Here is a 26,273-nt window from a genome sequence, read left to right on the forward strand (position 1 = left end):
CTGGCGAATGGACCGCTCAGGCCAGAGCGGCCAGTTCGTCCGCGCCGAGGTCGATGTCGCCCGGCATGTCGCGCATTTCCGACAGCGTCTTCTCGTCCAGCACGGCCGAGATGGCGTTGCGCACCTCGAGCATCACCAGCCGCACCGAGCAGGCCTTCTCGTCCTTGCAGTCGTCGCAGCGCCGGTAGGCCGTTCGGCTGGCACAGGAGATCGGCGCCAAGGGGCCGTCGAGAACCCGCAAGATGTGGCCAACCCGGATTTCGCCCGGCGGTCGCGAGAGCGCATAGCCGCCGTTTCGACCCTTGCGGGCGTGCACAAAGCCGGCATTGCGAAGATCGCCGAGGATGGCGTCGAGGAATTTCTTCGAGATGTTGTTGCTCTTGGCGATCTCGTCCGACAGCGTCAGCCGTCCCTCTGAAACCGCCGCGAGATGCATCATGGCCTTCAGGCCATACTTGCCCTTCATGGTCAGCATCGTCTGCCTGCGCCTTCCACACTGCCGCTCTGGTGTCGAGATATAGAGCGGCGGTATAGATTAAGGGGTAAGATATGCCCAGTAAAATGGCATGTCGGGGTTGAAAATTCCGTCATGGCCTCGCCTCCGGAATCGCTGCGACACGCTGGCTCTCTGTCGGAAACAGCTTTGCCTGGTCGATCGCGGCCGTCCGCAAGCCGTCGCCGGAACCCACGCTGTCGGGATGGTGCGGCATGACGACGATGTAGAGGATGAGCGTGACCGCGCCGATGAGGCCGAGCGTGTCGCGGGCATGGGTGAGGGCTGTTCGCATTGGACGTCGTCTCCCATTTGGAGATTAGTCCATCGCGTTTGTAGCTTTATGTCAAGCGGCGGGCTTTTCGTCGCCGCGGACGCCCCGCTCAACCCCGCTGCGAGCGGTCATCCCGAGGCCGGCGTCGTCCGCCGGCCTAGGGGCGTCGGTCAGGCGGTGGCCGGACCCTCAATCGGCGGCGTCGCTGGCATCGGCTCGACCGCTTCCTTGTCCGTCGGCTTCGGCGTTTCCTTGATGCGGAACCAGGCGACGTACATGGCGGGCAGGAACAGCAGCGTCAGCACCGTTCCGGCGATGATGCCGCCCATCATCGCGTAGGCCATCGGCCCCCAGAACACCTCGCGCGAGATCGGGATCAGCGCTAGCGAGGCGGCGGCGGCGGTGAGGAGAATCGGCCGCATCCGGTGCTCGGTCGCCTCCAGCACCGCATCCCACTTGGCCACGCCCTCCGAGATCAGGTGCTCGATCTGGACGATCAGGATCACCGAATTGCGGATCAGGATGCCGATCAGCGCCAGGATGCCGAGGATCGCGACGAAACCCATCGGTGCCCCGGAGGGCAGCAGCGCGGCGACGACGCCGATCAACCCGAGCGGCGCCACCGCGACCACCAGGAACAGCCGCTGGAAGCTTTGCAGCTGGAACATCAGGATCGTCGCCATGGCGAACAGCATCAGCGGCACGATCTTGACGATCGGTCCCTGGCCCTTGCCGCTTTCTTCCACCGCGCCGCCGATGGCGATGCTGTAGCCGGCCGGCAGCTTGGCGGTGAATTCGTCGAGCTTGGGCTGGATCTCGGCGACCGCCGTCGCCGGCTGCACGGCCGTTGCCAGCGCCGCTTTGACCGTGATGGTCGGCAGCCGGCCGCGCCGCCAGACCAGCGGCTGCTCGAGCTCGTAGCGGAAGGTCGCCACCGCTGCGAGCGGGATGGTGGTGCCGTCGCGGGCGGAGATCTGCAGGTTCTCCAGTGTCTCGATCGACGAGCGCTCCGAGGGCATGGCGCGGCCGACGACATCGACGAGATAGATCGAGTCGCGGATTTGCGTCGCCGTCGAGCCGCCGACGATGCCGTTCAGCACCGAGGCGATGTCCTCGGAGGTGACGCCGAGCTGCGCCGCCTTGTCCTGCAGCACGTTGACCTTCACCACGCGTGCCGGCTCGTTCCAGTCGTAGATAATCTGTCCGATATTGGCGTTGTCCGCGACGATGCCGGCAACGTCCTGGGCATAGCCGCGCAGCGTCTGGATGTCGGGGCCGCTGATCCGGTACTGCACCGGCCGGCCGACCGGCGGGCCGATGTCGAGCGCGTGGACGAAGACGTCGGTGCCGACGAACTCCTTTTCGGCGATCGCGTTCAGCCGGGCTCGCACGCGCTCGCGCGCCTCCAGGCTCTTGGTCATGATGACGATCTGGCCGAAGTTGGGGCTCGCCGGCGGCACGTCGTAGGAGAGCAGGAAGCGCACGGCGCCCTGGCCGACATAGGAGGACCAGAAATCGATGTCTTCGTCGCCGACGAGGTTCTTCTCGAAGCGGTCCATCTGCGCCCGGGTCTCGGTGATCGAGCCGCTTTGCAGTGCCGTCCAGTCGACGATCACCTCCGGCCGGTCGGAGGAGGGGAAGAACTGCTGCTGGACGAAGCCCATGCCGTAGATGGCGGTCGCGAACAGTCCGATGGTGACGAGGATGGTGAGGTACCGCAGCCGCATGCAGAGCAGGAGGATGGCGCGGAAGCTGCGGGTGAACAGGCCCGGCTTCTCGTGCTTGTTCTTCATCGTCTTCGGCAGGAAGGTGACGCCCAGCAGCGGCGCGAACAGCACGGCCACAACCCAGGACACCAGCAGCGACACCGCGATCACGACGAAGAGCGTGAAGGTGAACTCGCCGGCGCCACTGTTGTTGAGGCCGACGGGGATGAAGCCAGCCACCGTCACCAGCGTGCCGGTGAGCATCGGGAAGGCGGTCGAGGTGTAGACGTAGGTCGCCGCCTTGTGCAGCGAATCGCCGACCTCAAGCCGCGCCACCATCATCTCGACCGCGATCATCGCGTCGTCGACGAGCAGGCCGAGGGCGATGATGAGCGCCCCGAGCGAGATGCGCTGCAGCGAAATGCCGAAGATTTCCATGAAGACGAAGGTGATCGCCAGCACCAGCGGGATCGACAGCGCCACGATGAAGCCGGCGCGCATGCCGAGGCTGATGAAGGACACGACGAGGACGATGATCACCGCCTCGGCCAGCGCCTTGGTAAAGCCGCCGACCGCCTCCTCGACGACCTTCGGCTGGTCCGAGACCTTGTGGATGCCGACGCCGACGGGCAGATCCGCCTCGATCTGGCGCATTTCTTCGGTCAGCGCTTCGCCGAATTCCAGAAGGTTCGCTGCCGGCTTCATGCCGATCGACAGGCCAATCGAAGGCTGGCCGTTGTAGCGGAACAGCGATGTCGGCGGGTCGACGTAGCCGCGCGCGATGGTTGCGACATCAGACAGGCGGAAGAAGCGGTTGTTGATCCAGAGATTGACGCCGCGCAGGCTGTCCTCGGATGAGAACTGGCCGTTGACGCGCACCGAGATGCGCTCGCCGTTCGCCTCGATCACGCCCGAGGGCGAGATCGCGTTCTGTTCCTGCAGCGCCGTGACGATCGTCGACTGGCTGATGCCGAGCGCGGCGGTCTTGCGCGTCGAGAATTCGAGGTAGACGACCTCGTCCTGCGCGCCGATCAGGTTGACCTTGCCGACGTTCGGCACCGTCAGGATTTTCGCGCGGGCCGCCTCCAGATAGTCGCGCATCTGGCGCTGGCTGAGGCCGTCGGCGGTAAAGGCGTAGATGTTGCCGTAGACGTCGCCGAAACTGTCGTTGAAGAAGGGGCCCTGGACGCCGGACGGCATCTCGCCCTTGATGTCGGCGATGATGTTGCGCACGCGGATCCAGGCCGCGCCCACGGCCTCGTCGCCCTGGATGGTGTCGCGCACGTTGACGAAGATCGTGGTCGAGCCGGGCGTCGTCTGGCTGCGGACGTAGTCGAGCTGGTCGAGCTCCTCGAGCTTCTTCTCGATGCGGTCGGTGACCTGGTTGATCGTGTCCTCGACAGAGGCGCCCGGCCATTGCGCCGTGATGATCATGGTCTTGATCGTGAAGTTCGGGTCCTCCTCGCGACCGAGGTTGATGTAGGACATCACCCCCGCCAGCGACGAGACGAGCATAAAGTACCAGATCAGCGAGCGGTGCCGCAGTGCCCATTCGGAAAGATTGAATCCGTTCATGGGACGGCTCCTTCGCTCAGCTTGACCTTCTGGCCCTCTTCCAGGCTGTGCACACCGGCCGTCACGATCCGCATGCCGGCATCGACGCCGTTGCCGATCGTCACCATGCCCTGGCTCTCCTTCCCGGCGAGCGTGACCGGGCGCGTCGCCACGGTCATCGCCGCGGGGTCGACGACCCAGACCGATGTCTTGCCATCCTTGTCGAGGATCGCGGTCGCCGGCAGCGCGATCCCGGCCGATCCGGTGATGCGCCGTGCCGCGGTGATGGTGGTGCCGAGCCGGAAGGTGGCCGGCGGATTGTCGAGGGTGATCTTGATGCGCCGGGTGCGGGTCGTCGCATCGGCTTGCGGTGCGATCTCGCGCACCTTGCCGGCGGCCTTGACGCTCGGATCGATCTGCAACGTCACGTCGAACGTGTCGCCGAGCCGGGTTTGCTTCGCGATGTCGTCGGGTACGTCGACGACGGCTTCACGCACCTCCGCCTGGGCGATGGTAATGACGGTCGTCCCGGCGGCCACGACCTGGCCAACTTCCGCCCCGGTCGCGGTCACGACGCCGGCGGTATCGGAGACCAGCCGTGTGTAGCCAAGCTGTTCCTTTGCCTTGGAAAGGTTGGAGCGCGCCGTGGTCACCGCGGCGTCGGCCGACTCGCGCGACTGCACGGCGGCATCGAGATCAGACTGCGTCGAGGCGGTCCGGGCCAGCAACTGCTTCTGCCGGCTTTCGGTCGAGGTCGCATTGGTCAGCTGGGCGGTGGACTTCGAGAGCTCCGCCTCTAGCGACCGGACTGCCAGGTCCTGAACGGTCGGGTCAAGGGCCGCGAGGAACTGGCCGGGAACCACGGTGTCGCCGACATCGACGTCGCGCGTGACAATGCGGCCGAGGATGCGGAAGGCGCGTTCGGTGGAGTAGCGCGGCTGAACCGTGCCGGAAAAGCCGCGGTCGGCGATCGTCTGCGGCGCGGCGACGACGGAGAGCACGGGCCGGATGGGCGGCGGCGGCGCTGCTTCCTCGCTGCAGCCCGCGAGGCTGACCACCGTTAGCAGCACGAGGCAGAGGGCATTCCTCACTGGGCGGCTCCCATGTCCAGAGCGACGACCTGGCCTTCGCGCAGCAATTGCGCCCCTGCGGTCACGACCACGTCTCCCGACTTCAGGCCGTCCTCGACGAGGATCTCGCCCGTCCGATAGCGTTCGATGGCGATCTGACGCTGCCCGACCTTGTTGGTCGCGGTATCGACGACCCAGACCGAGGGTTTGCCGGCATCGGATGACAGAGACGTCCACGGCAAGGTGATCGCATCGTGCCGTTCCAGCGTCGCGAAGCCCGCCACCGCCGCACCGAGCGTCATCGCCGGCGGCAAGTTGGCGCCGAGGCCGACCTTGACCCGCACCGTGCCGCCGGTGGTGTCGAAGATCGGCGCGATCTCGTCGACCTCGCCGGTCACCGTCACGCTGGGGTCGCTGACGAGGCTGACGGCCACTTTTCCGTCCGCCGGCGCCTTGGACAGGAGGGATTCGTAGACGTCGAACACCGCTTGCCGCTCGCCATCCTGCGCCAGGCTGAAGATCGTCTGCGCAGCGTCGACGACCTGGCCGGCCTCGGCGCTGCGGGCGGTGATAATGCCGGCCGCATCGGCACGCAGGGAGGTGTAGGCCAGCTGATCCTCGTTGGTGGCGACGTCGGCCTTCGCTGCGGCCAACGTGCCTTCGGCCGTCTGGGCTGCCTCCGCGGCGTTGTCGTAGGAGCTTTTGGTGGTGTAGCCGCCCGTCAGCAGCTGCTTCTGTCGATCGAGCGTCGTCTGCGCCTGGCGCAGCGTCGCCTCGGCGGCGCCGAGGCTGGCCTTGGCGGCGGCGAGGTCTGCCTGCTGCTCCTCGGTATCGAGGGTCGCTAGAACCTGCCCCTTTTCCACGTGATCGCCGACATCGACCAGCCGGTTGGCAATCCGCCCACTGGTGCGGAAGGACTGGTTGCTTTCGATCCGGGCGGCGATCGAGCCGGTCAAGGTCACCGTCGGAGCAAACGGCTTGCGCACCACGGTCTCGCCGCGCACAGGCGTCAGCTTCGGCGGCGGTGGCGGGGCTTCGTCGCCGCAGGCCGCCAGCGATGCCGCGCCGAGCAGCGCCAGCATCAGGCCCGCCCGCTTTGAACTGCGAGGGTCCAGCAGGCGGAAGGGGGATCGGCGGGAAGGGGAGATCGGGCGCATCGAAGCCTCGAGAGCAAGAAATAGAACTGAACCGTTCAGTTCAGTCTTGACTGATGCCGTTCGGATTGAGAAGTGTCAATCGTCTTCTCTCGGACCTGAAGAATTGCCGTTTTATGGTCAATACGCCCGGGCGCTCGCGCATCAAGGAATCGATCGCGGCGTGCTTTTCCGGCCTCTGCAAGTCGCCGGACCGATCCAATGCCAAAGTCGCCCAGCTGCTGGACGCAGCCCACCGGCTGTTTCTTGCGCAGCCCTATGATGCCGTCTCGACCGATGCGATCGCCCGCGCGGCCAAGGTGTCGAAGGCGACCCTTTATGCCCACTTCGCCAGCAAGGAAGCGCTGTTTGCCGCTCTGGTCGAGGAGCAGTGCATCGGCATCTCCGGCGACATCTGGACCGAAGGCGGAGGCTCGGACGACATCGAGGCCGTGCTGAAAACGATCGCGCGCAACTTCGTCAGCATGTTCGTCACCGGCACCGCGATGGGGCTCTACCGCGTCATCGTCGCCGAGGTGCCGCGCTTTCCCGAGCTTGGCCGCATCTTCTTCGAGGCAGGTCCGCGCATGCTGCACGAGCGCATCGGCACCTTCCTCCGCGAGGCCGATGCCCGCGGCCGCCTCGTCGTTCCCGATCCACATCTCGCGGCCGTCCAGTTCCTGGCCCTCATTTCCTGCGAGATCCCGATGCACGAGATGCTCGGCCTCGAGCCGATGCAGGCCGCCGATGTGCAGAAGCGGGTCGACAGCGGCATTGCGCTCTTCCTCGCCGCTTATGCGGTGCCCGGCGCCGTCCCCTCAGCAGCTGCCTGACACCGCGCCCTTGAGCGCAGCATTTTCTACAGGGCAGTGCGAGCCGGGTAGGGGAAGCGGCGTCCTGCGGTCGCCAATTGGCATTGTGCGCCTGACGCGCTACCCCGTCGGGCAATCGCCCACGGAGTTCGCCCATGCGCCAGCCATCGCCGACCGAGCCGGAGATCCTTGCCTACCAGGCCCGCGTCGATGGCTTCTATCCGCCGGACGCTGTCGACGCCTCGATCGACCAGCAGCGCCGGTGGTATGACGAAATGTGCCAGGGTTTCGACGCCCCACTGCCCGAGGGACTCGTCGTCGAGGATGGCGCGCTCTGCTCCATTCCCGTCCGCTTCTACCGCCCGGCGCGGCGCACCGCGGCGGCGACGCTTCTCTATCTGCACGGCGGCGGCTTCGTCGTCGGCTCGCTCGACAGCCACCATGCCATTACCGCCGAGATCGCCGAGGCAGCCGGCGCCGAGCTTATCGCCGTCGACTACCGCCTGGCGCCCGAACACTGCCACCCCGCCGCGTCCGACGACGCCATGCAGGTGCTCCGGCAATTGCTGGTCGACGGCCGCCGCGTCGTGGTCGTCGGCGACAGCGCCGGCGGCAACCTCGCCGCGGGCCTGACGGTGCGCGCCCGTGCCGAAGGGCTGTTCGGCGTGGTGGGACAGGTCCTCATCTATCCCGGCCTCGGCGGCGACCTCGCGACCGGCTCCTATGCCGAGATGGCGGAGGCGCCGGGCCTTACCACCGCCGACGTCGCCTATTACCGCCGCGTCTACGCGGCCCGCGAGGACGACGTCGTCGCCCATCCGCTGCGGGCCAAGCGCTTCGAGGGTCTTCCGCCGGCCTACATCACCGCCGCGCACTTCGATCCGCTGCGCGACGATGCGAGGCTCTATGCCGCGCGCCTCGCCGAGGCCGGCGTCGACGTTACCTTCCGCGAGGAGCCGCAGATGGTACATGCCTGGTTGCGTGCCCGCCATGTCAGCCCCGGCGCTGCTGCTGCCTTCGCGGCGCTGTGCAAGGGTGTCGCCGCGCTGGCCCGGTGAGGGAAGGGCGCCAAACGGCGTCCGGGCCCGCGCGCCTTACATGAAGTCGCGCGCGATCGTCCGTTCCCAGGTCTTTCGGTGAACCTCGACCTCGCCCTCGAAGGCGACCGCCTCGGCAGAGATCAGCCAGTCGCTCGCTGTACAAGCGATGCGCGCCACCGTCGTTGTCCGCGTTGACCAACCCTCTCGGGCCATCTCAGTGATCCAGCGCGACTCGCCCGTCATCGACAGCGGATCGTCCGGGGCGATCGACCAGGTCTCGTCGCGCACCTGGCGGGTCGAGAGCCCGGTGTCCGGGTGCTCGAACAGACCGGTGTCCTCGAGGATATGGTAGTGGGTGACGCCGGCGCCGAGGTCGCGCTCCACCGCCCGCCGCGTCACCGATGGCGCATGCTCGATGTAGGTCGGCAGCGGGTTCGGGTTGGCCGGCGCGGGGATATCGATCGTCCGGGCATCGCCGAGCAGCGGCAGCGACAGGACAAGTCCCTCGGTCTCGATCGTCACCCCGCCATCCGCCGGTCCCGGCAGCACCATCGGCCAGTAGGCGGTGGACAGCGACAGCCGCAGGCTGTGGCCGGCGTTGAAGCGATAGCCGCAGGCGTCGAGCGCAAGCTGCACCGTCACCGGCTCGCCTGGCACCAGCGCTTGGGGCGCGGCATTGCCGCCGCGGTGGGCAAGATTGAGTACGCCGAAGGCGACGCGCGTCGCCGTCCCGTCGGGATGCACGTCGACGAGGCGGGCAATCAGATTGCCGGACGCGGTCTCCGGCGTCAGCGTCACGGACAGGCGGGGCTGGCCGAGGATCTCGATCGGCTCGGCGAGGGGGGCAGTGTCGAACACCAGCGATCCCGCATCGTCCAGCCGCTGGTCGCCGGCCATCTCGGCGTCCGGCTTCAAGGTGAAATACTCGCCCGACATGGTGCCGGTATCCTGGGGGGACTTGAGGTAATGCGTTTCAACGCCGCCTGTTGCTGCCGCGTCGATCTCGTTCGCCGCCGTCTCCGCCACAAGCGTCTGGCCAACCTTTCCGCGCAGCTCCAGCGTCTCCGGCGCTGTCCACGTTTCGACGGTCACCCAGCGGCCGGGATCCGCGTCGCGGCGGCGGGCCGGCTTCGGGCCGTCGAGGATGTAGGCCCGCACTTGCGGCAGTGCGTCGATGCCGTTCTGGGTGCCCTTCAGCCAGCGGTCCCACCATTGCACGGCCTCGCCGAGAAAGTCCGTCCGCGGCTTCGGAAAGGCGAAATGCGGATACTTGTGCACCCACGGGCCGATCAGCGCCTTGGCGCGGTCGCCAAGCCCCTCGACCGCCTTCAGCGGGGTGTTGCGGTAGCCGTCGGCCCAGCCGGCGATCACCAGCGCCGGCACCGGGAAGCCGCCGAAATCCTCGGCGATCGAGCCGTGCTGCCAGAACGCGTCGCGCCGCTGGTGCTGCAGCCATTCCTCCAGCATGAACGGCTCGCCCTCCAGCCGCTCCAGCCACATCGCCTTCCAGCGGTCGCCGACGATGGCCGGGTCGGGCGCGCGCGACTGGTAGGCCAGCATGTTCGACGCCCAGGACAGGTTCGCCGAGAGGTGGCAGCCGTTCTTGTAGTGGATGTCGTCATTGTAGCGGTCGACGGTCGAGGCGAGCGAGATCACCGCCTTCAGCGCCTGATGCTTCAGCGCCGCCACTTGCAAGCAATTGAACCCGCCCCAGGAGATGCCCATCATGCCAACGGCACCCGAGGACCACGGCTGCGCGACGATCCAGTCGATCACCTCCAGCGCGTCCGAGAGCTCGCGCGGCGTATACTCCCCGTCGATCACCCCGTCGGATTCGCCCGATCCCCGTATGTCGACACGCACGCCGGCATAGCCCGCCTCGGCGAAGGTCGGATAGGTCGCCTCGTCGCGCAGGCAGGTGCCGTCGCGCTTACGGTAGGGTAGGTACTCCAGCACCGCAGGAACGGACGTTGCGCCCTCCGGCATCCAGATGCGGGCGGCGAGCTTGGTGCCGTCGGCGAGCGGGATCCAGGTGTTCTCGATGACGGTATGGGGCATGCGCGGTCTCGAATTTTTCGGGAAGCGAGGCTACGCTCTGCCCGACCTGCGATGTTGAAACAAGGCAGCGTTACGGTTGAAACGGAACCCGGACAAGCTCTCAGCTTCGTCATCCCGGGCTTGACCGCGGCGAAACCAATTGTTTCGCCCGGGATCCATTCCAAATCCTTGAATGAGCGGGGCAATGGTCGACCCTCTCAGTATTCTGAAACGACATGCCAAGCTCGGCGCGGAGGAATGGATCCCGGCTTAAGGCCGGGATGACGACCTCATGGGACAGCCCAGCTTATCGCTGAAAGGGCTCGATGCCGTGCTCCGCACATCCTTCCAAATAGACGCGTAGCGAAATCGCACCTTCCTCTACCAGCCTTGCAGCATCCTCCGCATAGAAATCCGCCCCGGCGGTCAGCCCAACAAACGCGCCGCGTAACATGCCGACCTCCGCGTCATAGGACACGGTCGCCTTTTGCCTGCTGATCTCGATGATGGTCGTCATGACTTTATTGAGGAGGTGTCGGATCAAGCGTTGAGGTGTTCCGCAAAGCTCCTAATCCGAATGTCGATCCGATGCCGAACCTGAACGACTTGTGGCGGTATGGGCTAACGCCGCGCGGGAGGGCGGCATCCACTTACCGAGGAAATGGGTAAACACAGCCATCGCGAGTGCTCCCACAGGGATCATGGACAACAGCATGATCTGGCCAAGGGTCATCGATCCATCTCCCTTAAATGCCTGTATGCGAGGAAATGTAGGATGCCGCTGGCGCAAAGGCAAACAGATGCGAACAGCGCACCAACAATAAGCGCCGATCGGCCGGTTGGCATTTCCAGAAATGCTTTTGTCAGGGGCCCGAGTGTTCCGACCGCAAAAGTCGCGACCGCAATGCCGTTCAGGAAATTCGCGCGCAGTTTAATCTGCTCGCGTCCCGCCTCCGTAAGCGGGAGTCTGGAACTCGGAGCCATGGCGGCACTCCCCTAATTCCCCGCCGCCGCCATCCGCCGCTGATCGCGCACCTCTTCCAGCCAGCCCACCCGCATCTCCGGCACCGACTTCAGCAACAGGTCGGTGTAGTCGTCGAACGGCGGCGCGAGCACTTTCGATTTCGGCCCGAAGCGCACCAGCTTCCCGCGGTGCATCACCGCCACGCTGTCGGCGATGGCGCGGACGGTCGCGATGTCGTGAGTGATGAAGAGGTAGGAGACATCCGTCTCCTTCTGCAGCCGCATCAGCAGCTTCAGGATGCCGTCGGCGACCAGCGGGTCGAGCGCCGAGGTCGGCTCGTCGCAGAGGATGAGCTCGGGCTTGGCGGCGAGCGCGCGGGCGATCGCCACGCGCTGCTTCTGGCCGCCGGAAAGCTCGGCCGGAAAGCGGTCGGCGAAGGTCCCGCCGAGCTCGATCTCCTCCAGCAGTTCCTCGATGCGCGCCCGCTTGGCCGTGCCGCGCAGGCCGAAATAGAAAGTCAGCGGCCGTCCGATGATCTCGGCCACCGTATGGCGCGGGTTCATCGCCGTGTCCGCCATCTGGTAGATCATCTGGATCTTGCGCAGATCCTCGCGCTGGCGGTCCTTGAGCTTGGCCGGCAGCTCGCGGCCCTTGAAGACGATGCGGCCGTTCTGAGCCGGCAAGAGCCCGGTGATCACGCGCGCCAGCGTCGACTTGCCCGAACCGGACTCGCCGACGACGGCGAGCGTCTGGCCTTTCGGCAGGTGCATCGAGACCCCGTGCAGGACGCGCAGGCCCGAGGGGTAGCCGGCGTCCACGTGGTCGATCGTCAGCAGCCGGTCGCTCTGGTCCGGCGCCTCGTCCTTGCCGTTGTGCCGGATGGCGACGAGTTTTTGCGTGTAGTCCATCGCGGGGGCTTCGAGGATCTGCCGCGTGGTGCCGTATTCCACCGTCTTGCCGTGCTGCAACACCATGATGTCGTCGGCGATCTGCGCAACGACCGCGAGATCGTGCGTGACGTAGATCGCCGCCGTGCCGGTGTCCTCGATCGCCCGCTTGATGGCGACGAGCACGTCGATCTGCGTCGTCACGTCGAGCGCCGTCGTCGGCTCGTCGAAGACGATGAGGTCGGGCGAGGGGAGGAGCGCCATCGCCGTCATCGCCCGCTGCAGCTGGCCGCCGGACACCTGGTGCGGATAGCGCCGGCCGAAGGTCTCGGGGTTCGGCAGGCCGAGGATCTTGAACAGGTGGTCGGCCTTCTTGCGCGCCTCCTCGCGGGTCATCAGCCCGTGCTTCAGCGCCGCCTCGATCATCTGGTCGCCGAGCCGGTAGGCGGGATTGAACGCGGCCGCCGCCGACTGCGCGACGTAGCAGACCTTGGCGCCGCGCTGCTGGCGCAAGCCGGCCGCGTTGCAGCTGATGAGGTTCACGCCGTTCAGCGTGACGGTGCCGCCCGACAGCGTGATGCCGCCACGGCCGTAGCCGAGCGCGGCAAGGCCAATGGTCGATTTGCCAGCACCGGACTCGCCGATCAGGCCGAGCACCTTGCCTTTCTGGAGGTCGAAGGAGACGCCGTGGACGATGGTGATGTCGCGCGGCGCCTCGCCGGGCGGGTAGATCCGCGCCTCGATCTGGAGGTCACGGACGCGCAAAAGGTCGCCGGTCATCCGCGGCCTCCCTTCAGGCTGGAGGTCCGGTTCAGGAGCCAGTCGACGACGAGGTTGACGGAGATGGCGAGGAAGGCGATCGCCGCCCCCGGGATCAGCGCAGCCGAAATGCCGAAGATGATGCCGTCCTTGTTGTCCTTCACCATGCCGCCCCAGTCGGCGTCCGGCGGCTGGATGCCGAGGCCGAGGAAGGAGAGCGTCGACAGGAACAGCACCGAGAAGGCAAAGCGCAGACCGAACTCGGCGAGCAGCGGCGACAAGGCATTCGGCAGGATCTCGCGAAAAATGATCCAGCCGGTTCCTTCGCCGCGCAGCCGCGCCGCCTCGACGAAGTCCATCACCACGATGTCGGTCGCCACCGCGCGGCCGAGCCGGAAGACGCGGGTGCTATCCAGCACCGCCATCACCGAGATCAGGATCCACAGCTTCTGCGGCAGCACGGCCAGCACCACCAGCGCGAAGATCAGCGTTGGGATCGCCATCATCAGATCGTTCAGCCGCGATAGCGCCTGATCGGTCCAGCCCTTCAGCACAGCCGCTGTGAACGACAGGAGGACGCCGAGCGAGAACGACAGGAGCGTCGCACAGGACGCCACTAGGATGGTGGTCTGGGCGCCGAAAATCAGCCGCGAGAGGAGGTCGCGGCCAAGATTGTCGGTACCGAGGAGGAAGGTCGCGCCCATCGGCTCCCAGACCTCGCCCACCACCTCGCGCTCGCCATAGGGCGCGATGTAGGGCGCGAAGAGGGCGCAGAAGAGCGCGAGGGCGATGCCGGCAAAGCCGATCCAGGCCGAGACGGGAATGCTGCGGAGACGCATGTCAGGCCCTCACTTCGGGTGCCGGAGGCGAGGATTGAACACGATGGCGAGGATGTCGGCGATCATGTTGAGGACGATGTAGACGGCAGCGAAGAGGAGGCCGCAGGCCTGCACCACCGGCATGTCGCGGACGGTTACCGCGTCCACCATGTACTGGCCGATGCCGGGGTAGACGAACACCACCTCGACGACGACCACGCCGACGACGAGATAGGCAAGGTTGAGCGCTACGACGTTGATGATCGGCGCGATGGCGTTGGGACCGGCATGACGCGCGATGATCCGCATCCGGCTGAGGCCCTTCAGCTCGGCGGTCTCGACATAAGGGCTGGCCATGACGTTGAGGATCGCCGCGCGGGTCATCCGCATCATGTGCGCGAGCACCACCAGCACCAGCGTCGCGCAAGGCAGGATGATCGCCTCGACCCGCTCCAGGAAGGGCATGCCGGCATAGACCGTCGACGGGAAGGACACCCAGCCGAGGGTGATCGCGAACAGGAAGATGAAGAGGTAGCCGACGAAGAACTCCGGCAACGAGATCGCCGCCAGCGAGAAGATGTTGATGATCCGGTCCGGAATGCGGTCGCGGTACAGCACCGACAGCATGCCGAGCCCGATCGCCAGCGGCACCGAGACGAGGGCGGCGAAGGCGGCGAGGAACAGCGTGTTGCCGAGCCGGTTCGATAGCTGGTCGGAGATCGAGTTCTTCGACGCCCAGGACGTGCCGAAATCGCCCTGGACGGCGCCGCCGAGCCAGGAGAGGTAGCGGGTCACCGCCGGCTGGTCGAGGCCGAGCTCGCGGCGGATATTCTCGACCGCCTGCGGCGTCGCGGACTGGCCGAGATAGGTCTGCGCAAAGTCGCCGGGCAGTGCCTGGATGCCGAGGAACAGCACCAGGGAGACGGCCCAGAGCAGGACGAGGCTGAGCACCAGCCGCTGCAGGATCATCCAGGCCAGCGGGTACTCGCCGCGCAGGCGCTGGAAGGCGGAGGCGCCGGGCCTTTCTGCGGCCGGTGGCGGCGCCGGAGCGGCGAGGACGCCTCCTCCTTGACCGGCCACCGCCAGCGGGTCACCCGCCGGCAGCCGGCCGGTGACGCCACTGGCATCGGAAGGCCCGAGCGCCATCAGGCTTCGAGCCAGACGCGCGTGGCCACGAAGCCGTTCGACATGTCGTTGCCGATGTCGTGGACATAGCCCTTCACGCTCTTCTGGGCGGCATTCACGAAGTCGTTGAACATCGGCAGGATCACGCCGCCCTCGTCGCGGACCATCATCGCCATCGTCCGGTACATGTCCTTGCGCTTGGGCTCATCGAGCTCGGCGCGGGCTTCGAGCAGCAGCTTGTCAAAGTCCTCGCGCAGGAAGCGCGTATCGTTCCAGTCGGCCTTCGAGGTGTAGGCGGTGGTGTACATCTGGTCCTGCGTCGGACGGCCGCCCCAGTAGGAGGTGGAGAACGGCTGGACGTTCCAGACATTGGTCCAGTAGCCGTCGCCCGGCTCGCGCTTGACCTCGATCTCGATGCCGGCCTTCTTGGCCGACTCCTGGTAGAGCACGGCGGCGTCGACCGCGCCGGGGAAGGCGACGTCCGAGGTGCGCAGCAGGACCGGGCCGGAATGACCAGACTTCTTGTAGTGGAAGGCCGCCTTGTCAGGGTCGTAGGCCCGCTGCTCGATGCCTTCAGGGAACAGCGCATAGGTCTCGTTGATCGGGAAGTCGTTGCCGACTTTGCCGTAGCCGCCGAGGATGGTCTTCACCATCGCCTCGCGGTCCATCGCGTATTTCAGCGACATGCGCAGGTCGTTGTTGTCGAACGGCGCCGTGTTGCAGTGCATGATGAAGACGTAATGGCCGCGGCCCGACGTGTTCAGGATGTCGATCTTCGGCGAGCGCTTGAGGAGGCTCACGGTCTTCGGGTCGACGCGGTTGATGAAGTGCACCTGGCCCGAGGACAGCGCGGCGACACGCGCGGTGGCGTCGTTGATGACGATCATCTCCACCGAGTCCACGTAGCCGCGGTCCTGGCGCCAGTCGTTGGTGTTCTTCGAGAACGTCGCGCGCACGCCCGGCTCGAAGCTCTCCAGCTTGTAGGGGCCGGTGCCGATGGCGGCGTTCGGCTTGTCGAAGCCGCCCTTCGGCTGGATGATGAGGTGATAGTCGGACAGGAGCAGCGGCAGGTCGGCATTGCCTTCCGGCAAGGTGACGACGAGGTTGCCGCCCTCCGCCTTGATCTCGCCGATCGACTTCATCACGCCGAGCGCGCCGGACTCTGACTTCTCGTCGGTGTGGCGCTTGAGGGTCGCGACGACGTCGTCGAGCGTCATCTCGCTGCCGTCGTGGAATTGCACGCCCTTGCGGATCTTGAACGTCCAGGTCTTGGCGTCCGCCGAGGACTCCCAGGATTCGGCGAGCGCTGCGACCGGCTGGCCGGTCAGCGGGTCGCTCTCGACCAGCATGTCGCCCCAGGTGCGGCCGATGACGAAGAGAACCTGCGACAGGTATTTGGCGGGGTCCAGCACGTCGGTGGCGGCGCCGCCCTCGAGCCCGAGCTTCAGTGCGCCACCCTTGACCGGTGTCTGCGCGGAGGCGCTGGTCGAATAGAGCGATCCCGCCGCGGTCAGGCTGACGCCAGCCGCCAGAGCCCGCCCCATGAACTCGCGACGGCTCATGCCGCTGCGGGTCACCTCGGCGGCGAGAAACTTCAGGTAATCGCTCATGCTCGTCTCCTGGAAGGGCTCTGCAAGACCCCTGGCGAGCCGCCATGGAGGGTCTGTTTCAGGGGTTCAAAGATGTTCACTGGCTCGAAAGGGACGCTATCCATCCCGCGAATTCCCAAGCAGTCCACATGCGACATCAAGTGTCGTGTTTAACAATCAAATATTGACAGCGAATAAATTCAGTATCGAAGCCGGTGGATGCGGCAAAATCAGGCGGTCGATGCCGCTTTATGTTGCAACGCGGTGACGTTAGACGTCAAGGTCAGAGCAAAGGCGCTCCATTAGACGATGTCTACTGGTTTCTTCTTGCAGTCCGGGCGGCGGAAGGGCTGCTGCCATAGCGTTCACGAAAAGCGCGGGCGAAGGCGGAAGCGGAATGAAATCCGCAGCGTGCTGCAACAGACGACATATCGTCACAAGTTTCAAGCACCATTCGTCGTCCGGCTTCCAGCCGCATCCGGCCGTAGAAGGCCCGCGGCGACAGCCCGACATGCTGGTGGAACTGCGCCTCCAGCGTCCGGACGCCGATGCCAAGGCGGGCTGCAATCTCGTGGATCGGTAGCGGCATGTCGATCCGCTCCTCCATCGCCCGGATCGCTGCGGCGACCCGCGGCTCGTACCAGCCGAGGCTGCCGAGCGAGACGCTCGGCTGCGGGTCCTCGCCGGTGTGCGCGCGGTCGTAGATGAAGACGCTGGCGACGCTCAGCGCCAGCGCGTAGCCTTGCCGTATCCGGATGAGATCCAGCATCATGTCAAGAGCGGGCGAGGCGCCGCCGGTGGTGAAGCGGTCGCCGTCGACGACGAAACGGCTCGGCCGGACGTCTATCCCGGGGAAGCGCGCGGAAAAATCCTCGAGGTCTTCCCAGTGCGTCGTCGCCCGGTGTCCCTCGAGGAGGCCCGCCAGTGCCAGCACCCAGGCGCCGGCCTCTACGCCGCCGAGCGCCGTCCGTCGCCGGCTCGCGGACCGCAGGCCGCGCAGCAGGGCCGGCGTCGCGTGCCGCAGGACATTGAAGGCGGCGATGACAATCAGCGCTACGGCGTCCGAGTCTGGCTGGAAAGCCGCGTCGACGTCGATCCGCAGGCCGCTCGACGTCGTGATGGCGCGCCCATCGGGCGAGACGAGGCGCCAGCGGTAGAGTTCGCGGCCCGACACGCGGTTGGCGGCCCGCAGCGGTTCTAGCGTCGCGGCCAGCGACAGCAGCGAGACGTCGGGAAGGACGAGCAGGTCGAGCGAAAGGGTCTCGTCGCTCGGCGAAAAGATCGAGGCCATGCGCATAGCGTATCAAAACCGGCGGGTTTGGTATCGCGGATGAGATCGATTTTCGGCACGATCCCTCTGTCAGGAACCGGCATGGCCGAGAGGGATCAGCACACATGGCATTGGCGATGAACCGCGACGTCTTCATCACCGCGGCGGTCACTGGCGCGGGCGACACCACCGGACGGTCGGCCAAGGTGCCAGTGACTCCCGCCAAGATCGCCGCCGCCTCGATCGAGGCCGCCGAGGCAGGCGCTGCCATCGCCCATATCCACGTCCGCGATCCCGCAACGGGGCAAGGCTCGCGCGACCTCGCGCTCTACCGCGAGACGGTGGAGATCATCCGCGGCTCCGGCGTCGACGTGATCATCAACCTTACCGCCGGCATGGGCGGCGACATCACATTCGGCTCGGTCGAGAACCCGCTGCCGCCAGCGACCGTCGGCACCGACATGGCCGGCGCCACCGAGCGGCTCGCGCATGTCGCCGATCTCCTGCCGGAGATCTGCACGCTCGATTGCGGCACGATGAATTTCGGCGAGGGCGACTACGTCATGACCAACACGCCGGCCATGCTGCGCGAGATGGCGCGGCAGATCCAGGCACTGGGCGTGCGGCCGGAGATCGAGATCTTCGACACCGGACATCTCGTGCTGGCAAAATGGCTGGCCGGGCAGGGCCTGCTCGACGATCCCATCCTCGTCCAGCTCTGCATGGGTATCCCCTGGGGCGCGCCGGACGACATCGGCACCTTCATGTCGATCGTGAACAACCTGCCGAAGGACTGGATCTTCTCGGCCTTCTCCATCGGCCGCAACCAGCTGCCTTATGCTGCGCTCGCCGCGCTCGCCGGTGGCAATGTCCGCGTCGGCCTCGAGGACAACCTCTGGCTCGGCAAGGGCGTTCTCGCCTCCAACGGCGACCTCGTCGCCGCCGCCAAGACGACGCTGACCTCAATGGGCGCCCGGGTCATCGGCCCGGCCGAGACGCGCGAAAAGCTGAAACTCAGGAAGCGGGCGTAACACAATGGCGGGATTCACGAAAGCCGCTGTCATCGGCGGCGGCGTCATCGGCGGCGGCTGGGTCGCCCGCTTCGCCCAGAACGGACTCGACGTCGCCGTCTACGACCCCGATCCGGAAGCCGAGCGCAAGCTCGCCGGCCTGATGGAGAACGCCGCGCGGGCCTTCGCCCAGCTCGTCCCGGGCGCCAAGCCGCGCTTCGGAACGGTCCGCTTCGTCGCGACGCTCGTCGAGGCCGTCCACGACGCCGACCTGATCCAGGAGAGCGCGCCGGAGCGGCTCGACCTCAAGCAGAGGATCCTCGGCGAGATCGACGCGCATGCCAGGCCGGACGCGCTGATCGGCTCGTCGACCTCGGGCCTCCTGCCGTCGGACCTGCAGGCGGGCCTGAGATATCCCTGCCGGCTCTTCGTCGCGCACCCGTTCAACCCCGTTTATCTCGTGCCGCTGGTGGAACTCGTTGCCGGCAAGGCGACCGATGCCGCCGTCATCGACACGGCGCGCGGCTTCTATGCCGGACTCGGCATGAAGCCGCTGGTGGTGCGCAAGGAGATCGACGCCTTCATCGGCGACCGGCTGCTCGAGGCGCTTTGGCGCGAGGCGCTGTGGCTGGTCAACGACGATGTCGCGACCGCCGAGGAGATCGACGACGTCATCCGCTATTCCTTCGGCTTGCGCTGGGCGCAGATGGGCATCTTCCAAGTCTACCGCATCGCCGGCGGCGAGGCCGGCATGCGCCATTTCATGGCGCAGTTCGGTCCTTGCCTGAAATGGCCGTGGACGAAATTGATGGACGTGCCGGACCTCACCGACGCGCTGGTCGACAAAATCTCCGACCAGTCCGACGCGCAGGCCGCGGGCCTCTCCATCCGCCAACTCGAGCGCATCCGCGACGACAACTTGGTCGCCATCATGCACGCGCTCGCCCGGCAGAACGGCGGCGCCGGCTGGGGCGCGGGGGAGCTCTTGAACACCTACGAGGCGCATCTGGCGCAGACGGCCAGTGCCGCTGCTCCCGCGGCGCCTGTCGCCGCTACCGTCTCGGCATCAGACCCGTCCCAGCCGCTGGTCCTCCACCACGCGACCGTCCTGCCGGAATGGGCAGACTATAACGGCCACATGACCGAGTTCCGCTACCTGCAGGTGCTCGGCGACGCCACCGACGCGCTGCTCTTCCACATTGGCCTCAAGGCCTATCTCGCCGGCGGCCACAGCTTCTACACCGCGGAGTCCCACCTCCGGCATCTGAAGGAGTGCAAGGTCGGCGAGCGGCTGAGCGTCGCGACGCAGGTCCTCTCGACCGACCCGAAACGCCTGCACCTCTTCCACACCGTCACCAATGCCGCTGGCGATCCAGTTGCGACCGGCGAGCACCTTTTGCTGCATGTCGACACCGCGAGCGGCAAGGTCGTGCCGGCGGAAGGCGCGATGGCGACGACGCTCGTTCGTCTGGCGGAGGGCCATGCCGGTCTCGCGCGTCCCGAGGCGGCGGGGCGGTCGGTCGGGCAGAAGCGGTAGGCGACAGGCGCCGGAAAATCCGCGCAGCCGAGACGCGACTGCCGATCGCCGCGTCGCGGCATGGAAAGAAACGGCAGGGACCGTCGTTCACGTCTGATGAACGCCGAGCCCTCCACCCCCGCTGCCGCCTTGCTCGTCGCCGAATGGCCGTTTCCGACCGCCGCGGCTTTCGGATCGGCGGTGCGCGCCAAGGGGATCGAGCGGGAGATCCTCGCAAAACTGCCGTTCCCCGACCGGAAGCGTCTGAAGCGGGCGGACGACGTCTTTCGCCTCAGCATCCCGGCGGAGGAAAAGGATCGGTTCGAGCAGGCGTCGGCCATCGTCGCCGCGACGCTGGCGGGCATAGCGGACCTGCCGCTGCTGCCGCGCGAAGTCGATGATATCCTGACCATCGCGCCGCGCGAGCGGCTGCGCTGGACCAAGGACGGCCGCCTCGAGAGCGCGGGAACCCGCACCGTCAAGCTGCGCGGCCGCGCCAAGGCGGTCACCTTCCACGTCTTCGATCCCCGGCACATCGAGGACGTTCTCGACCGCGACCGGCCGGCCCTCTGGCGCGAGGAGGACAAAGCGGCCAGCGCGGAGGCCCGCCGGCGGGGTGCCGGCAAGGCCGCCCTGACGCGCGCCGGAAAGGGTGCCCCCAAGACGCCGGCCCGTCGCAAGCCTAACCTTCAGGAGCCGATGGCGTCGGACCTGAAGGGGTGGGAAGGCTTTGCCGACGAGGGGTTATTGCGCTGACGCTTCAGCGTCGGCCCGGTCGTTACCGCGTCGCCGTCACGGTGTTCGCCAAATCCGCCATCCCCGGCTTGAACGGGATCAAGCTCAGGATCTCGAACAGCATCTGCGCCCCGGCATGCGCCGTGTTGGTCGTCGCGTCGTATTGCGGGGCGACCTCGACGACGTCGCCGCCGATGATGTCGATGCCGGCGAGGCCGCGGATGAGGGCCTGTGCCTCCCGCGTCGACAGGCCGCCGATCTCCGGCGTGCCGGTGCCCGGCGCGAAGGCGGGGTCGAGGCTGTCGATGTCGAAGGAGAGGTAGACCGGGCCGTCGCCGACGACGCGCCTGGCCTGTTCCGACAAAGCGGCGAGGCCGATGCCAGCGATCTCCTCGGCATGAACCACCGTCATGCCGGACTCCACCGAGAACTCGTAGAGATATTCCGCCGTGCCGCGCATGCCGATCTGGATCGTCCGCTCGGGGTCGAGCACGCCCTCGAGCACCGCCTGGCGGAACGGCCCGCCATGGTGGAACTTGCAGCCGTCGAACATGCCGCTGGTGTCGCAGTGCGCGTCGATGTGGATCATGCCGACCGGACGGTCGCGGCCGAGCGCGCGCAGGATCGGCAGCGAGATCGAGTGGTCGCCGCCAACGGTGAGCGGGATTACGCCGGCCGCCTGGATGGTCGCGATCGCCGCGGCGATGTCCTCGTGCGACTTGTCGAGGTCGAAGCGGCTGCGGAAGGGCACGTCGCCGATGTCGGCGATCTTTAGTTCGGCCGAGGGCATGGTGCGCAGGACATGGTTGTAGGGCCCGACGCGCTCGATCGTGCGCAGCGCCCGCGGGCCGAAGCGCGAGCCGTTGCGGTTGGTGACGCCGAGATCCATCGGCGCGCCGATCAGCGCGACGTCGAGGTCCGAAAGGTCCGGCGCCGGCCAGGTGACGGCCCGGTAGGGGGCGTCGAGCAGCGTCGGCAGGCCGGCATAGGGCGCGATGCGGGTGCCGCTCGGGTTGATCTGGTGGGCGGCGACCGCGGCGAAGTGCGGATCGTAAAGCGCGGACTCGTTCGCGCCGGAATAGCGTTCGCGCAAGCGGTCGAGACGGGACTTATCCATGGACGCTCTCCGGGGTGCGGGCCGGGGCGCCGAACATCTGGCGCGCCGTGACCAGCCGCTCGCCGAGGCTGGCGATCCGTTCCGCCGAGACGTTGGCGAAGGCGATGCGCAGGTGCGCGTCCTGGCCGGCGCCGAAGAAGCTGCCGGGAAGCGTCACGACGCCGAGTTCGCGCGCCAGCCTTTCGGCGACGACGGCCGAGGGGGTGCCGTGGAAGGGATGGCGGACATAGGCGAAATAGGCGCCGACCTGCTCGATCCGCCAGTCCGGGTGATCTGCCATGGTCTTCCGGAAGACGTCCGCGCGCGTCAAAATCTCCGCCCGCTTCTCCTGCCGCCAGTCGGCGAGCGCGGTGATCGCCCAGACGAGGGCCGGCTGCGGCGGGCGCGGGGCGCAGATCTGCAGGCAGTCGAGCACCTTCCCGGCTTGGTCGAGGAAGCCCGCCGAGGCGGTGATCGCGCCCATGCGGTGGCCGGGAATGGCGTAGGATTTGGAGAAGGAATAGAGGCAGACCAGCGTCTCGCGCCAGCCGTTCCGCTGGAAGAGGTCGTGCGCCGGGGTCTGCGATTCCGGCATGAAGTCGCGATAGGTCTCGTCGAGGATCAGGAAGATGCCGTGCTTCTGGCAGATCGCGAAGATTTCCGCGATCAGCGCCGGCGGATAGATCGCCCCGGTCGGGTTGTTCGGCGAGACGAGGGCGACCGCCCTGACCTTGCCGTCGATCATGCTCTCGATGCGGGCGGGGTCTGGCAGGAACCCATCCTCGGCATGGGTCGTCAGGGTGCGCGTCTCGATGCCCAGCATGTCGAGCGTCATGGTGTGGTTGAAGTAGGAGGGCGCCGGCAGGATCACCGCGTCGCCGGTCTTTGCCACCGTCATCATCGCGACGAAGAAGGCCTGGTTGCAGCCGGCCGAGATGCCGGTTTCCGCCGGGTCGATCGTCGTACCGTAGAGCGCCGAGACGTGCGCGGCATAGGCGTTGCGCAGCGCGGTGTCGCCGAGGATAGGCCCGTAGCGGGCGGCATCGTCGCGGCCGGCGGCCTCGGCAAGCTTGGCCAGCATCGCCGCGGGCGGCGCCTCGCCGGGCACCGCCTGGCTGAGGTTGATCAGCGGGCCGTGACTGCCGTCATAGCCCGCAGCCCAAAGGGCGGCCTGGCCGATCGGCGGGGCGGCGACGCGTGCGAGAAAGGGATTGGTCATGCTCTGTCCTTGCCGTCCAGAAAGGCCCGGATGATCGCCCGGTGCCGGTCTGCGTCGTAGCTGGCGAAGTGTCCGGCATGCACGAGCCGCACCGGCAGCGCCAGCAGCCGCTCCATGCTTTTCACATAATCGGCGGCGTTGGAATGGTAGGTGTCCTCGATCAGCGGTCCGTCGTAGACGATGTCGCCGGAAAACAGCAGGCCGCTCGCCGCCTCCCACAGCGCAATGCCGCCGGGCGAGTGGCCGGGCGTGTGGATCACCTCGAAGTGGCGGTCGCCGAGATCGATCACGTCGCCGTCGGCCAGCAGCCGCGTCGCGGGCGCCGCCTTCACCGCATAGGTCGCGGAGGCATAGGGAAAAGGCGGCAGGCGGGTGAAGATGGCGTCGGTGACGTAGGGATCGGCGAGCGTGTTCGCCCGCGTCGGCGCGGCGAGGAGATGGCTTTCCGCCGCGTGCACGCAGCGGCAGTCGAACTCATGGTGACACCCGACATGGTCGAAATGCGTGTGGCTGGCGACTGCCTGCAGCGGCCGTTCGCTGACCAGCGGGATCTGCTCCCGCAGGCTGACGACGCCCATGCCGCTGTCGACCAGCATGTCACCGTCGCGGCCGCGGACATGCCAGATGTTGCAGCGGTAGAACGGCTCGATGAAGGGCTCGATGATCCAGGTGACGCCGTCGCTGAGGCGGCGCGTATCGTACCAGTCGAGGGCGGAGGCGCGGGACCTGTCGGCGGCATCGACGGGAGCGGGCAAGAGCGATCTCCGGGAGGGCGAACGCGGCGCTGCGGCCGGTCGCGACGATGGTGTGGGCGGCGCTGCGGTCGCCGGCGCGGTGTCCGGGTCGCGGCATGGCCGGGCCGCCGCCAGCCTGCGACAGATGGCCCGGCCGGACAAGCCCGCCGACGCGGTGACCGGCGGGCCGGCGTCCGCGCCGCGCCACGCTCGGGCGTTGCGCGTCTTCCCCTGACGGCAGCGCTTGACGCGCCCGTGCCGCGCCCGTTTATGTGGCAGCCAATCCGTCCCGCCGACCGGCCCTGGCCCGTCGATGGCCAAGCGGACGAAGCGGGTGGACATCCGTGCGGCCGGTCGACCGGCACGCCGGCAGGGGAGGATCGACATGACACTCACACGGCGCACCATCCTGTCGCTCGGCACCGCGGCCGTGGCCGCCGGTGCTTTCGGCCTGCCGCGCCGGGCGCGGGCGGCCGACACCATCACCGTTCTCAACTGGCAAGGCTATGGCACCGACGAGGCATGGGCGCTGAAGATCTTTCAGGAGCAGACCGGGATCGAGGTGGTCAGCGACTACTTCAATTCCGAGCCGGAAATGCTGACCAAGCTGCGGACCAATCCCGGCGTCTACGATGTCGTCCTCGTCAACTGCGCGCGCACGCAGCAGGCGGTCGCCGACGGCCTGCTCGAGCCGATCGACTTCGCGCAGTTTGCCAACGCTTCCGGCCTGTCGCCGCAGTTGCGCGACAACCCCGACCTCATCGCCGACGGCAAGAGCTACGGCGTCGCCTGGGTCTGGGGCATGAACGCGCTGGCTTTCCGGACCGGGACGCCGAAGCCTGACAGCTATGCTGCACTCGCCGATCCCGTGCATGCCAAGAAGGTCGGGCTCTACGACGATGCGGTCACGGCGGTCGCGGTCGGCGCCTTCCTGACCGGGCAGGACATGAACGATCCGAAGGATTTGCCGGCGGTGATGAAGACGCTGAAGGACCTGAAGCCGAACGTGCGCACCATCTGGTCGAGCGAGGACCAGTGGAACAAGGCCTTTTCGGCCGGCGAGTTCGACCTCTCGGTCTACTGGTCCGGCGCCTCGGTGCGCTCGCAGCGCAATTTCAAGCTGCCGGTCGAGTTCGTGGTGCCGAAAGAAGGCGCCATCGGCTGGTTCGACAGCCTCGCCATTCCCGCGACGTCCGAGAAGAAGGAGAGCGCGGCAAAATTCATCGACTACATGATCAGCCCGGACTTCTACACCGAATGGGCGACGAAGATCGGCGCCCCGGCCTCGGCGAGCGCCGCGGCGATGGAGAAGCTGCCGGCGGATGATGTCAGCCGCCTTGTCCACAAGCCGGAATATCTGACGTCGATGAGCTTCATGGCGCCGATCCCGGACGAGCGGCGCGAGGCTTTCGCCAGCCTCTGGTCCGAGGTGAAGGCGTTCTATGCCAGCTGAATTGGGGGCGTCAGCCGCCAATTCAGCGCACCGCGAACCGGACGCTTCGGCGGCCGGTTCGGCGACAGCAAATCCGTCCCCGGACGGATTTGCGTGTGCGACGTCTCCCGTCCGCACCCGTGACCTGCGCCTGCCAAGCTGGGCGGCGACGGCAGCGCTGTTGCTGCCGACCTATGCCTGGCTGACGCTGGCAGTCCTGCTGCCGCTCGCCACCATGTTCGTCTTCAGCTTCCTGACGGCGACGCCGATGGGCTCGAAGCCGGTGGCTTGGACGCTGAAGAACTACCGCGCCTTCGCGGACCAGCCTTATCTCTGGGGCGTCGCCTGGCGATCGCTCTCGATCGGGCTCTGGACGACCGGGATCTGCGCCGTCGCCGGCTTCCTCGCCGCGCTGGCGCTGGCGAAGGCGACCGCCGGCCGGGTGCGCGAGACGCTGCTGATCCTCGTCCTACTGCCGTTCTGGACCAACGGGCTGGTGCGCGTGTTCTCCTGGACCATGGTGATCCGGGAAGGCGGCTTCATCGACGCCGTCGCCCGCACGGTCTGGCCGGGCGCGCCGACGCTCGGCTTCCTCTACACCCAGCCGGCGATCATCCTCGGCCTCGTGCACGGCTACCTCCCGTATATGGTGCTCACCTGCTACATCGCCCTCGTTACCATCGACGACACGGTGATCGAGGCGGCGGCGAGCCTTGGGGCGCGCTGGTGGGTGATCCTCGGCAAGATCCTGGTGCCGATGGCGATGCCCGGCCTCGTCTCGGGCGCCATCCTGATCTTCGTGCCGGTGATCGGCAGCTTCATGGAGCCGCGTATTCTCGGCGGCACGGTCGGGGTGACGATGGGAACGGTGATCGAGGACCAGTTCACCCAAGCCTTCAACTGGCCGCTCGGCGCAGCGCTCTCCTTCATCATCCTCGGCGTGGTGATCGCCGTCTTCGCCACCTTCTCCGGCGTGCTGCGCCGCGCGACGCTGGCCTGA

22 protein-coding genes are annotated in these 26,273 nt (G+C 67.1%); 7 read left to right on the top strand and 15 right to left on the bottom strand.

Annotated features, from left to right (window positions below; translation table 11 throughout):
• Positions 1–16: 16 nt before the first annotated feature.
• From ACZLZY_RS01805 to ACZLZY_RS01825, 5 genes are all read right to left on the bottom strand, one after another.
• Positions 17–475, bottom strand: coding sequence for an RrF2 family transcriptional regulator (locus ACZLZY_RS01805; protein ID WP_472931701.1), 459 nt, complete (start codon positions 473–475; stop codon positions 17–19).
• A gap of 112 nt (positions 476–587) precedes the next feature.
• The gene (locus ACZLZY_RS01810) at positions 588–788 is read right to left on the bottom strand and encodes a hypothetical protein (RefSeq protein ID WP_472931702.1); all 201 of its coding nucleotides are present in this window, start codon (positions 786–788) and stop codon (positions 588–590) included.
• 149 nt (positions 789–937) lie between these two features.
• A complete protein-coding gene (locus ACZLZY_RS01815; RefSeq protein WP_472931704.1) occupies positions 938–4,048 on the bottom strand; it encodes an efflux RND transporter permease subunit in 3,111 nt (1,036 codons plus the stop codon).
• Positions 4,045–5,118: an efflux RND transporter periplasmic adaptor subunit gene (locus ACZLZY_RS01820; RefSeq protein WP_472931705.1), complete on the bottom strand. Its 1,074-nt coding sequence runs from the start codon at positions 5,116–5,118 to the stop codon at positions 4,045–4,047. Before ACZLZY_RS01820 ends, ACZLZY_RS01815 begins: the two co-directional genes overlap by 4 nt.
• Entirely contained in the window at positions 5,115–6,179 is a 1,065-nt protein-coding gene (locus tag ACZLZY_RS01825) for an efflux RND transporter periplasmic adaptor subunit (protein WP_472931706.1), read from the bottom strand. The genes ACZLZY_RS01820 and ACZLZY_RS01825 overlap by 4 nt, the downstream gene beginning before the upstream one ends.
• A 188-nt stretch (positions 6,180–6,367) precedes the next feature.
• Between ACZLZY_RS01825 and ACZLZY_RS01830 the strand changes: the two genes are divergently transcribed.
• A complete protein-coding gene (locus tag ACZLZY_RS01830; protein ID WP_472931707.1) occupies positions 6,368–7,063 on the top strand; it encodes a TetR/AcrR family transcriptional regulator in 696 nt (231 codons plus the stop codon).
• A 134-nt stretch (positions 7,064–7,197) separates the two neighbouring features.
• Entirely contained in the window at positions 7,198–8,100 is a 903-nt protein-coding gene (locus ACZLZY_RS01835; RefSeq protein ID WP_472931708.1) for an alpha/beta hydrolase, read from the top strand.
• Positions 8,101–8,136: 36 nt separating this feature from the next.
• Here the strand turns inward: ACZLZY_RS01835 and ACZLZY_RS01840 are convergent, their stop codons facing one another.
• From ACZLZY_RS01840 to ACZLZY_RS01870, 7 genes are all read right to left on the bottom strand, one after another.
• On the bottom strand, positions 8,137–10,140 hold the full coding sequence (locus ACZLZY_RS01840) for a CocE/NonD family hydrolase (RefSeq protein WP_472931709.1): 2,004 nt from the start codon (positions 10,138–10,140) through the stop codon (positions 8,137–8,139).
• Positions 10,141–10,426: 286 nt separating this feature from the next.
• Positions 10,427–10,636 carry a hypothetical protein gene (locus tag ACZLZY_RS01845; protein WP_472931710.1) on the bottom strand — a complete coding sequence of 70 codons (210 nt, stop codon included), beginning with the start codon at positions 10,634–10,636 and terminating at the stop codon, positions 10,427–10,429.
• Between the two features lie 479 nt (positions 10,637–11,115).
• Positions 11,116–12,750: an ABC transporter ATP-binding protein gene (locus tag ACZLZY_RS01850; RefSeq protein ID WP_472931712.1), complete on the bottom strand. Its 1,635-nt coding sequence runs from the start codon at positions 12,748–12,750 to the stop codon at positions 11,116–11,118.
• Entirely contained in the window at positions 12,747–13,568 is an 822-nt protein-coding gene (locus ACZLZY_RS01855; protein WP_472931713.1) for an ABC transporter permease, read from the bottom strand. The genes ACZLZY_RS01850 and ACZLZY_RS01855 overlap by 4 nt, the downstream gene beginning before the upstream one ends.
• Positions 13,569–13,577: 9 nt before the next feature.
• Complete coding sequence (locus ACZLZY_RS01860; protein WP_472931714.1) at positions 13,578–14,693, bottom strand: ABC transporter permease; 1,116 nt, start codon at positions 14,691–14,693, stop codon at positions 13,578–13,580.
• A complete protein-coding gene (locus ACZLZY_RS01865; protein ID WP_472931715.1) occupies positions 14,693–16,282 on the bottom strand; it encodes an ABC transporter substrate-binding protein in 1,590 nt (529 codons plus the stop codon). Before ACZLZY_RS01865 ends, ACZLZY_RS01860 begins: the two co-directional genes overlap by 1 nt.
• A 292-nt stretch (positions 16,283–16,574) precedes the next feature.
• Positions 16,575–17,552, bottom strand: coding sequence for a GlxA family transcriptional regulator (locus tag ACZLZY_RS01870; RefSeq protein WP_472931716.1), 978 nt, complete (start codon positions 17,550–17,552; stop codon positions 16,575–16,577).
• 104 nt (positions 17,553–17,656) lie between these two features.
• Between ACZLZY_RS01870 and ACZLZY_RS01875 the strand changes: the two genes are divergently transcribed.
• The 3 genes from ACZLZY_RS01875 (at position 17,657) to ACZLZY_RS01885 (ending at position 20,813) form a co-directional block, all read left to right on the top strand.
• Positions 17,657–18,562, top strand: coding sequence for a beta-keto acid cleavage family enzyme (locus tag ACZLZY_RS01875; protein ID WP_472931717.1), 906 nt, complete (start codon positions 17,657–17,659; stop codon positions 18,560–18,562).
• Positions 18,563–18,566: 4 nt separating this feature from the next.
• On the top strand, positions 18,567–20,078 hold the full coding sequence (locus tag ACZLZY_RS01880; protein WP_472931718.1) for a carnitine 3-dehydrogenase: 1,512 nt from the start codon (positions 18,567–18,569) through the stop codon (positions 20,076–20,078).
• A 96-nt stretch (positions 20,079–20,174) separates the two neighbouring features.
• Complete coding sequence (locus ACZLZY_RS01885) at positions 20,175–20,813, top strand: hypothetical protein (RefSeq protein WP_472931719.1); 639 nt, start codon at positions 20,175–20,177, stop codon at positions 20,811–20,813.
• Between the two features lie 22 nt (positions 20,814–20,835).
• Here the strand turns inward: ACZLZY_RS01885 and speB are convergent, their stop codons facing one another.
• Genes speB through ACZLZY_RS01900 form a run of 3 tightly spaced genes read right to left on the bottom strand, consistent with a single transcriptional unit; the run spans position 20,836 to position 23,862 of the window.
• Complete coding sequence (speB, locus tag ACZLZY_RS01890; protein ID WP_472931720.1) at positions 20,836–21,909, bottom strand: agmatinase; 1,074 nt, start codon at positions 21,907–21,909, stop codon at positions 20,836–20,838.
• The gene (locus ACZLZY_RS01895) at positions 21,902–23,107 is read right to left on the bottom strand and encodes an aminotransferase (RefSeq protein ID WP_472931721.1); all 1,206 of its coding nucleotides are present in this window, start codon (positions 23,105–23,107) and stop codon (positions 21,902–21,904) included. Before ACZLZY_RS01895 ends, speB begins: the two co-directional genes overlap by 8 nt.
• Positions 23,104–23,862 (bottom strand): MBL fold metallo-hydrolase, encoded by a 759-nt coding sequence (locus tag ACZLZY_RS01900; RefSeq protein WP_472931722.1) that lies wholly within the window; start codon positions 23,860–23,862, stop codon positions 23,104–23,106. The genes ACZLZY_RS01895 and ACZLZY_RS01900 overlap by 4 nt, the downstream gene beginning before the upstream one ends.
• A 364-nt stretch (positions 23,863–24,226) precedes the next feature.
• On the opposite strand from ACZLZY_RS01900, the gene ACZLZY_RS01905 reads away from it, so the two are divergent.
• Together ACZLZY_RS01905 and ACZLZY_RS01910 are read left to right on the top strand one after the other, a co-directional pair.
• The gene (locus ACZLZY_RS01905) at positions 24,227–25,294 is read left to right on the top strand and encodes an ABC transporter substrate-binding protein (protein ID WP_472931723.1); all 1,068 of its coding nucleotides are present in this window, start codon (positions 24,227–24,229) and stop codon (positions 25,292–25,294) included.
• Between the two features lie 124 nt (positions 25,295–25,418).
• The gene (locus ACZLZY_RS01910) at positions 25,419–26,273 is read left to right on the top strand and encodes an ABC transporter permease subunit (RefSeq protein ID WP_496253507.1); all 855 of its coding nucleotides are present in this window, start codon (positions 25,419–25,421) and stop codon (positions 26,271–26,273) included.

The organism is Mesocryomonas lacus (genome assembly GCF_055730135.2).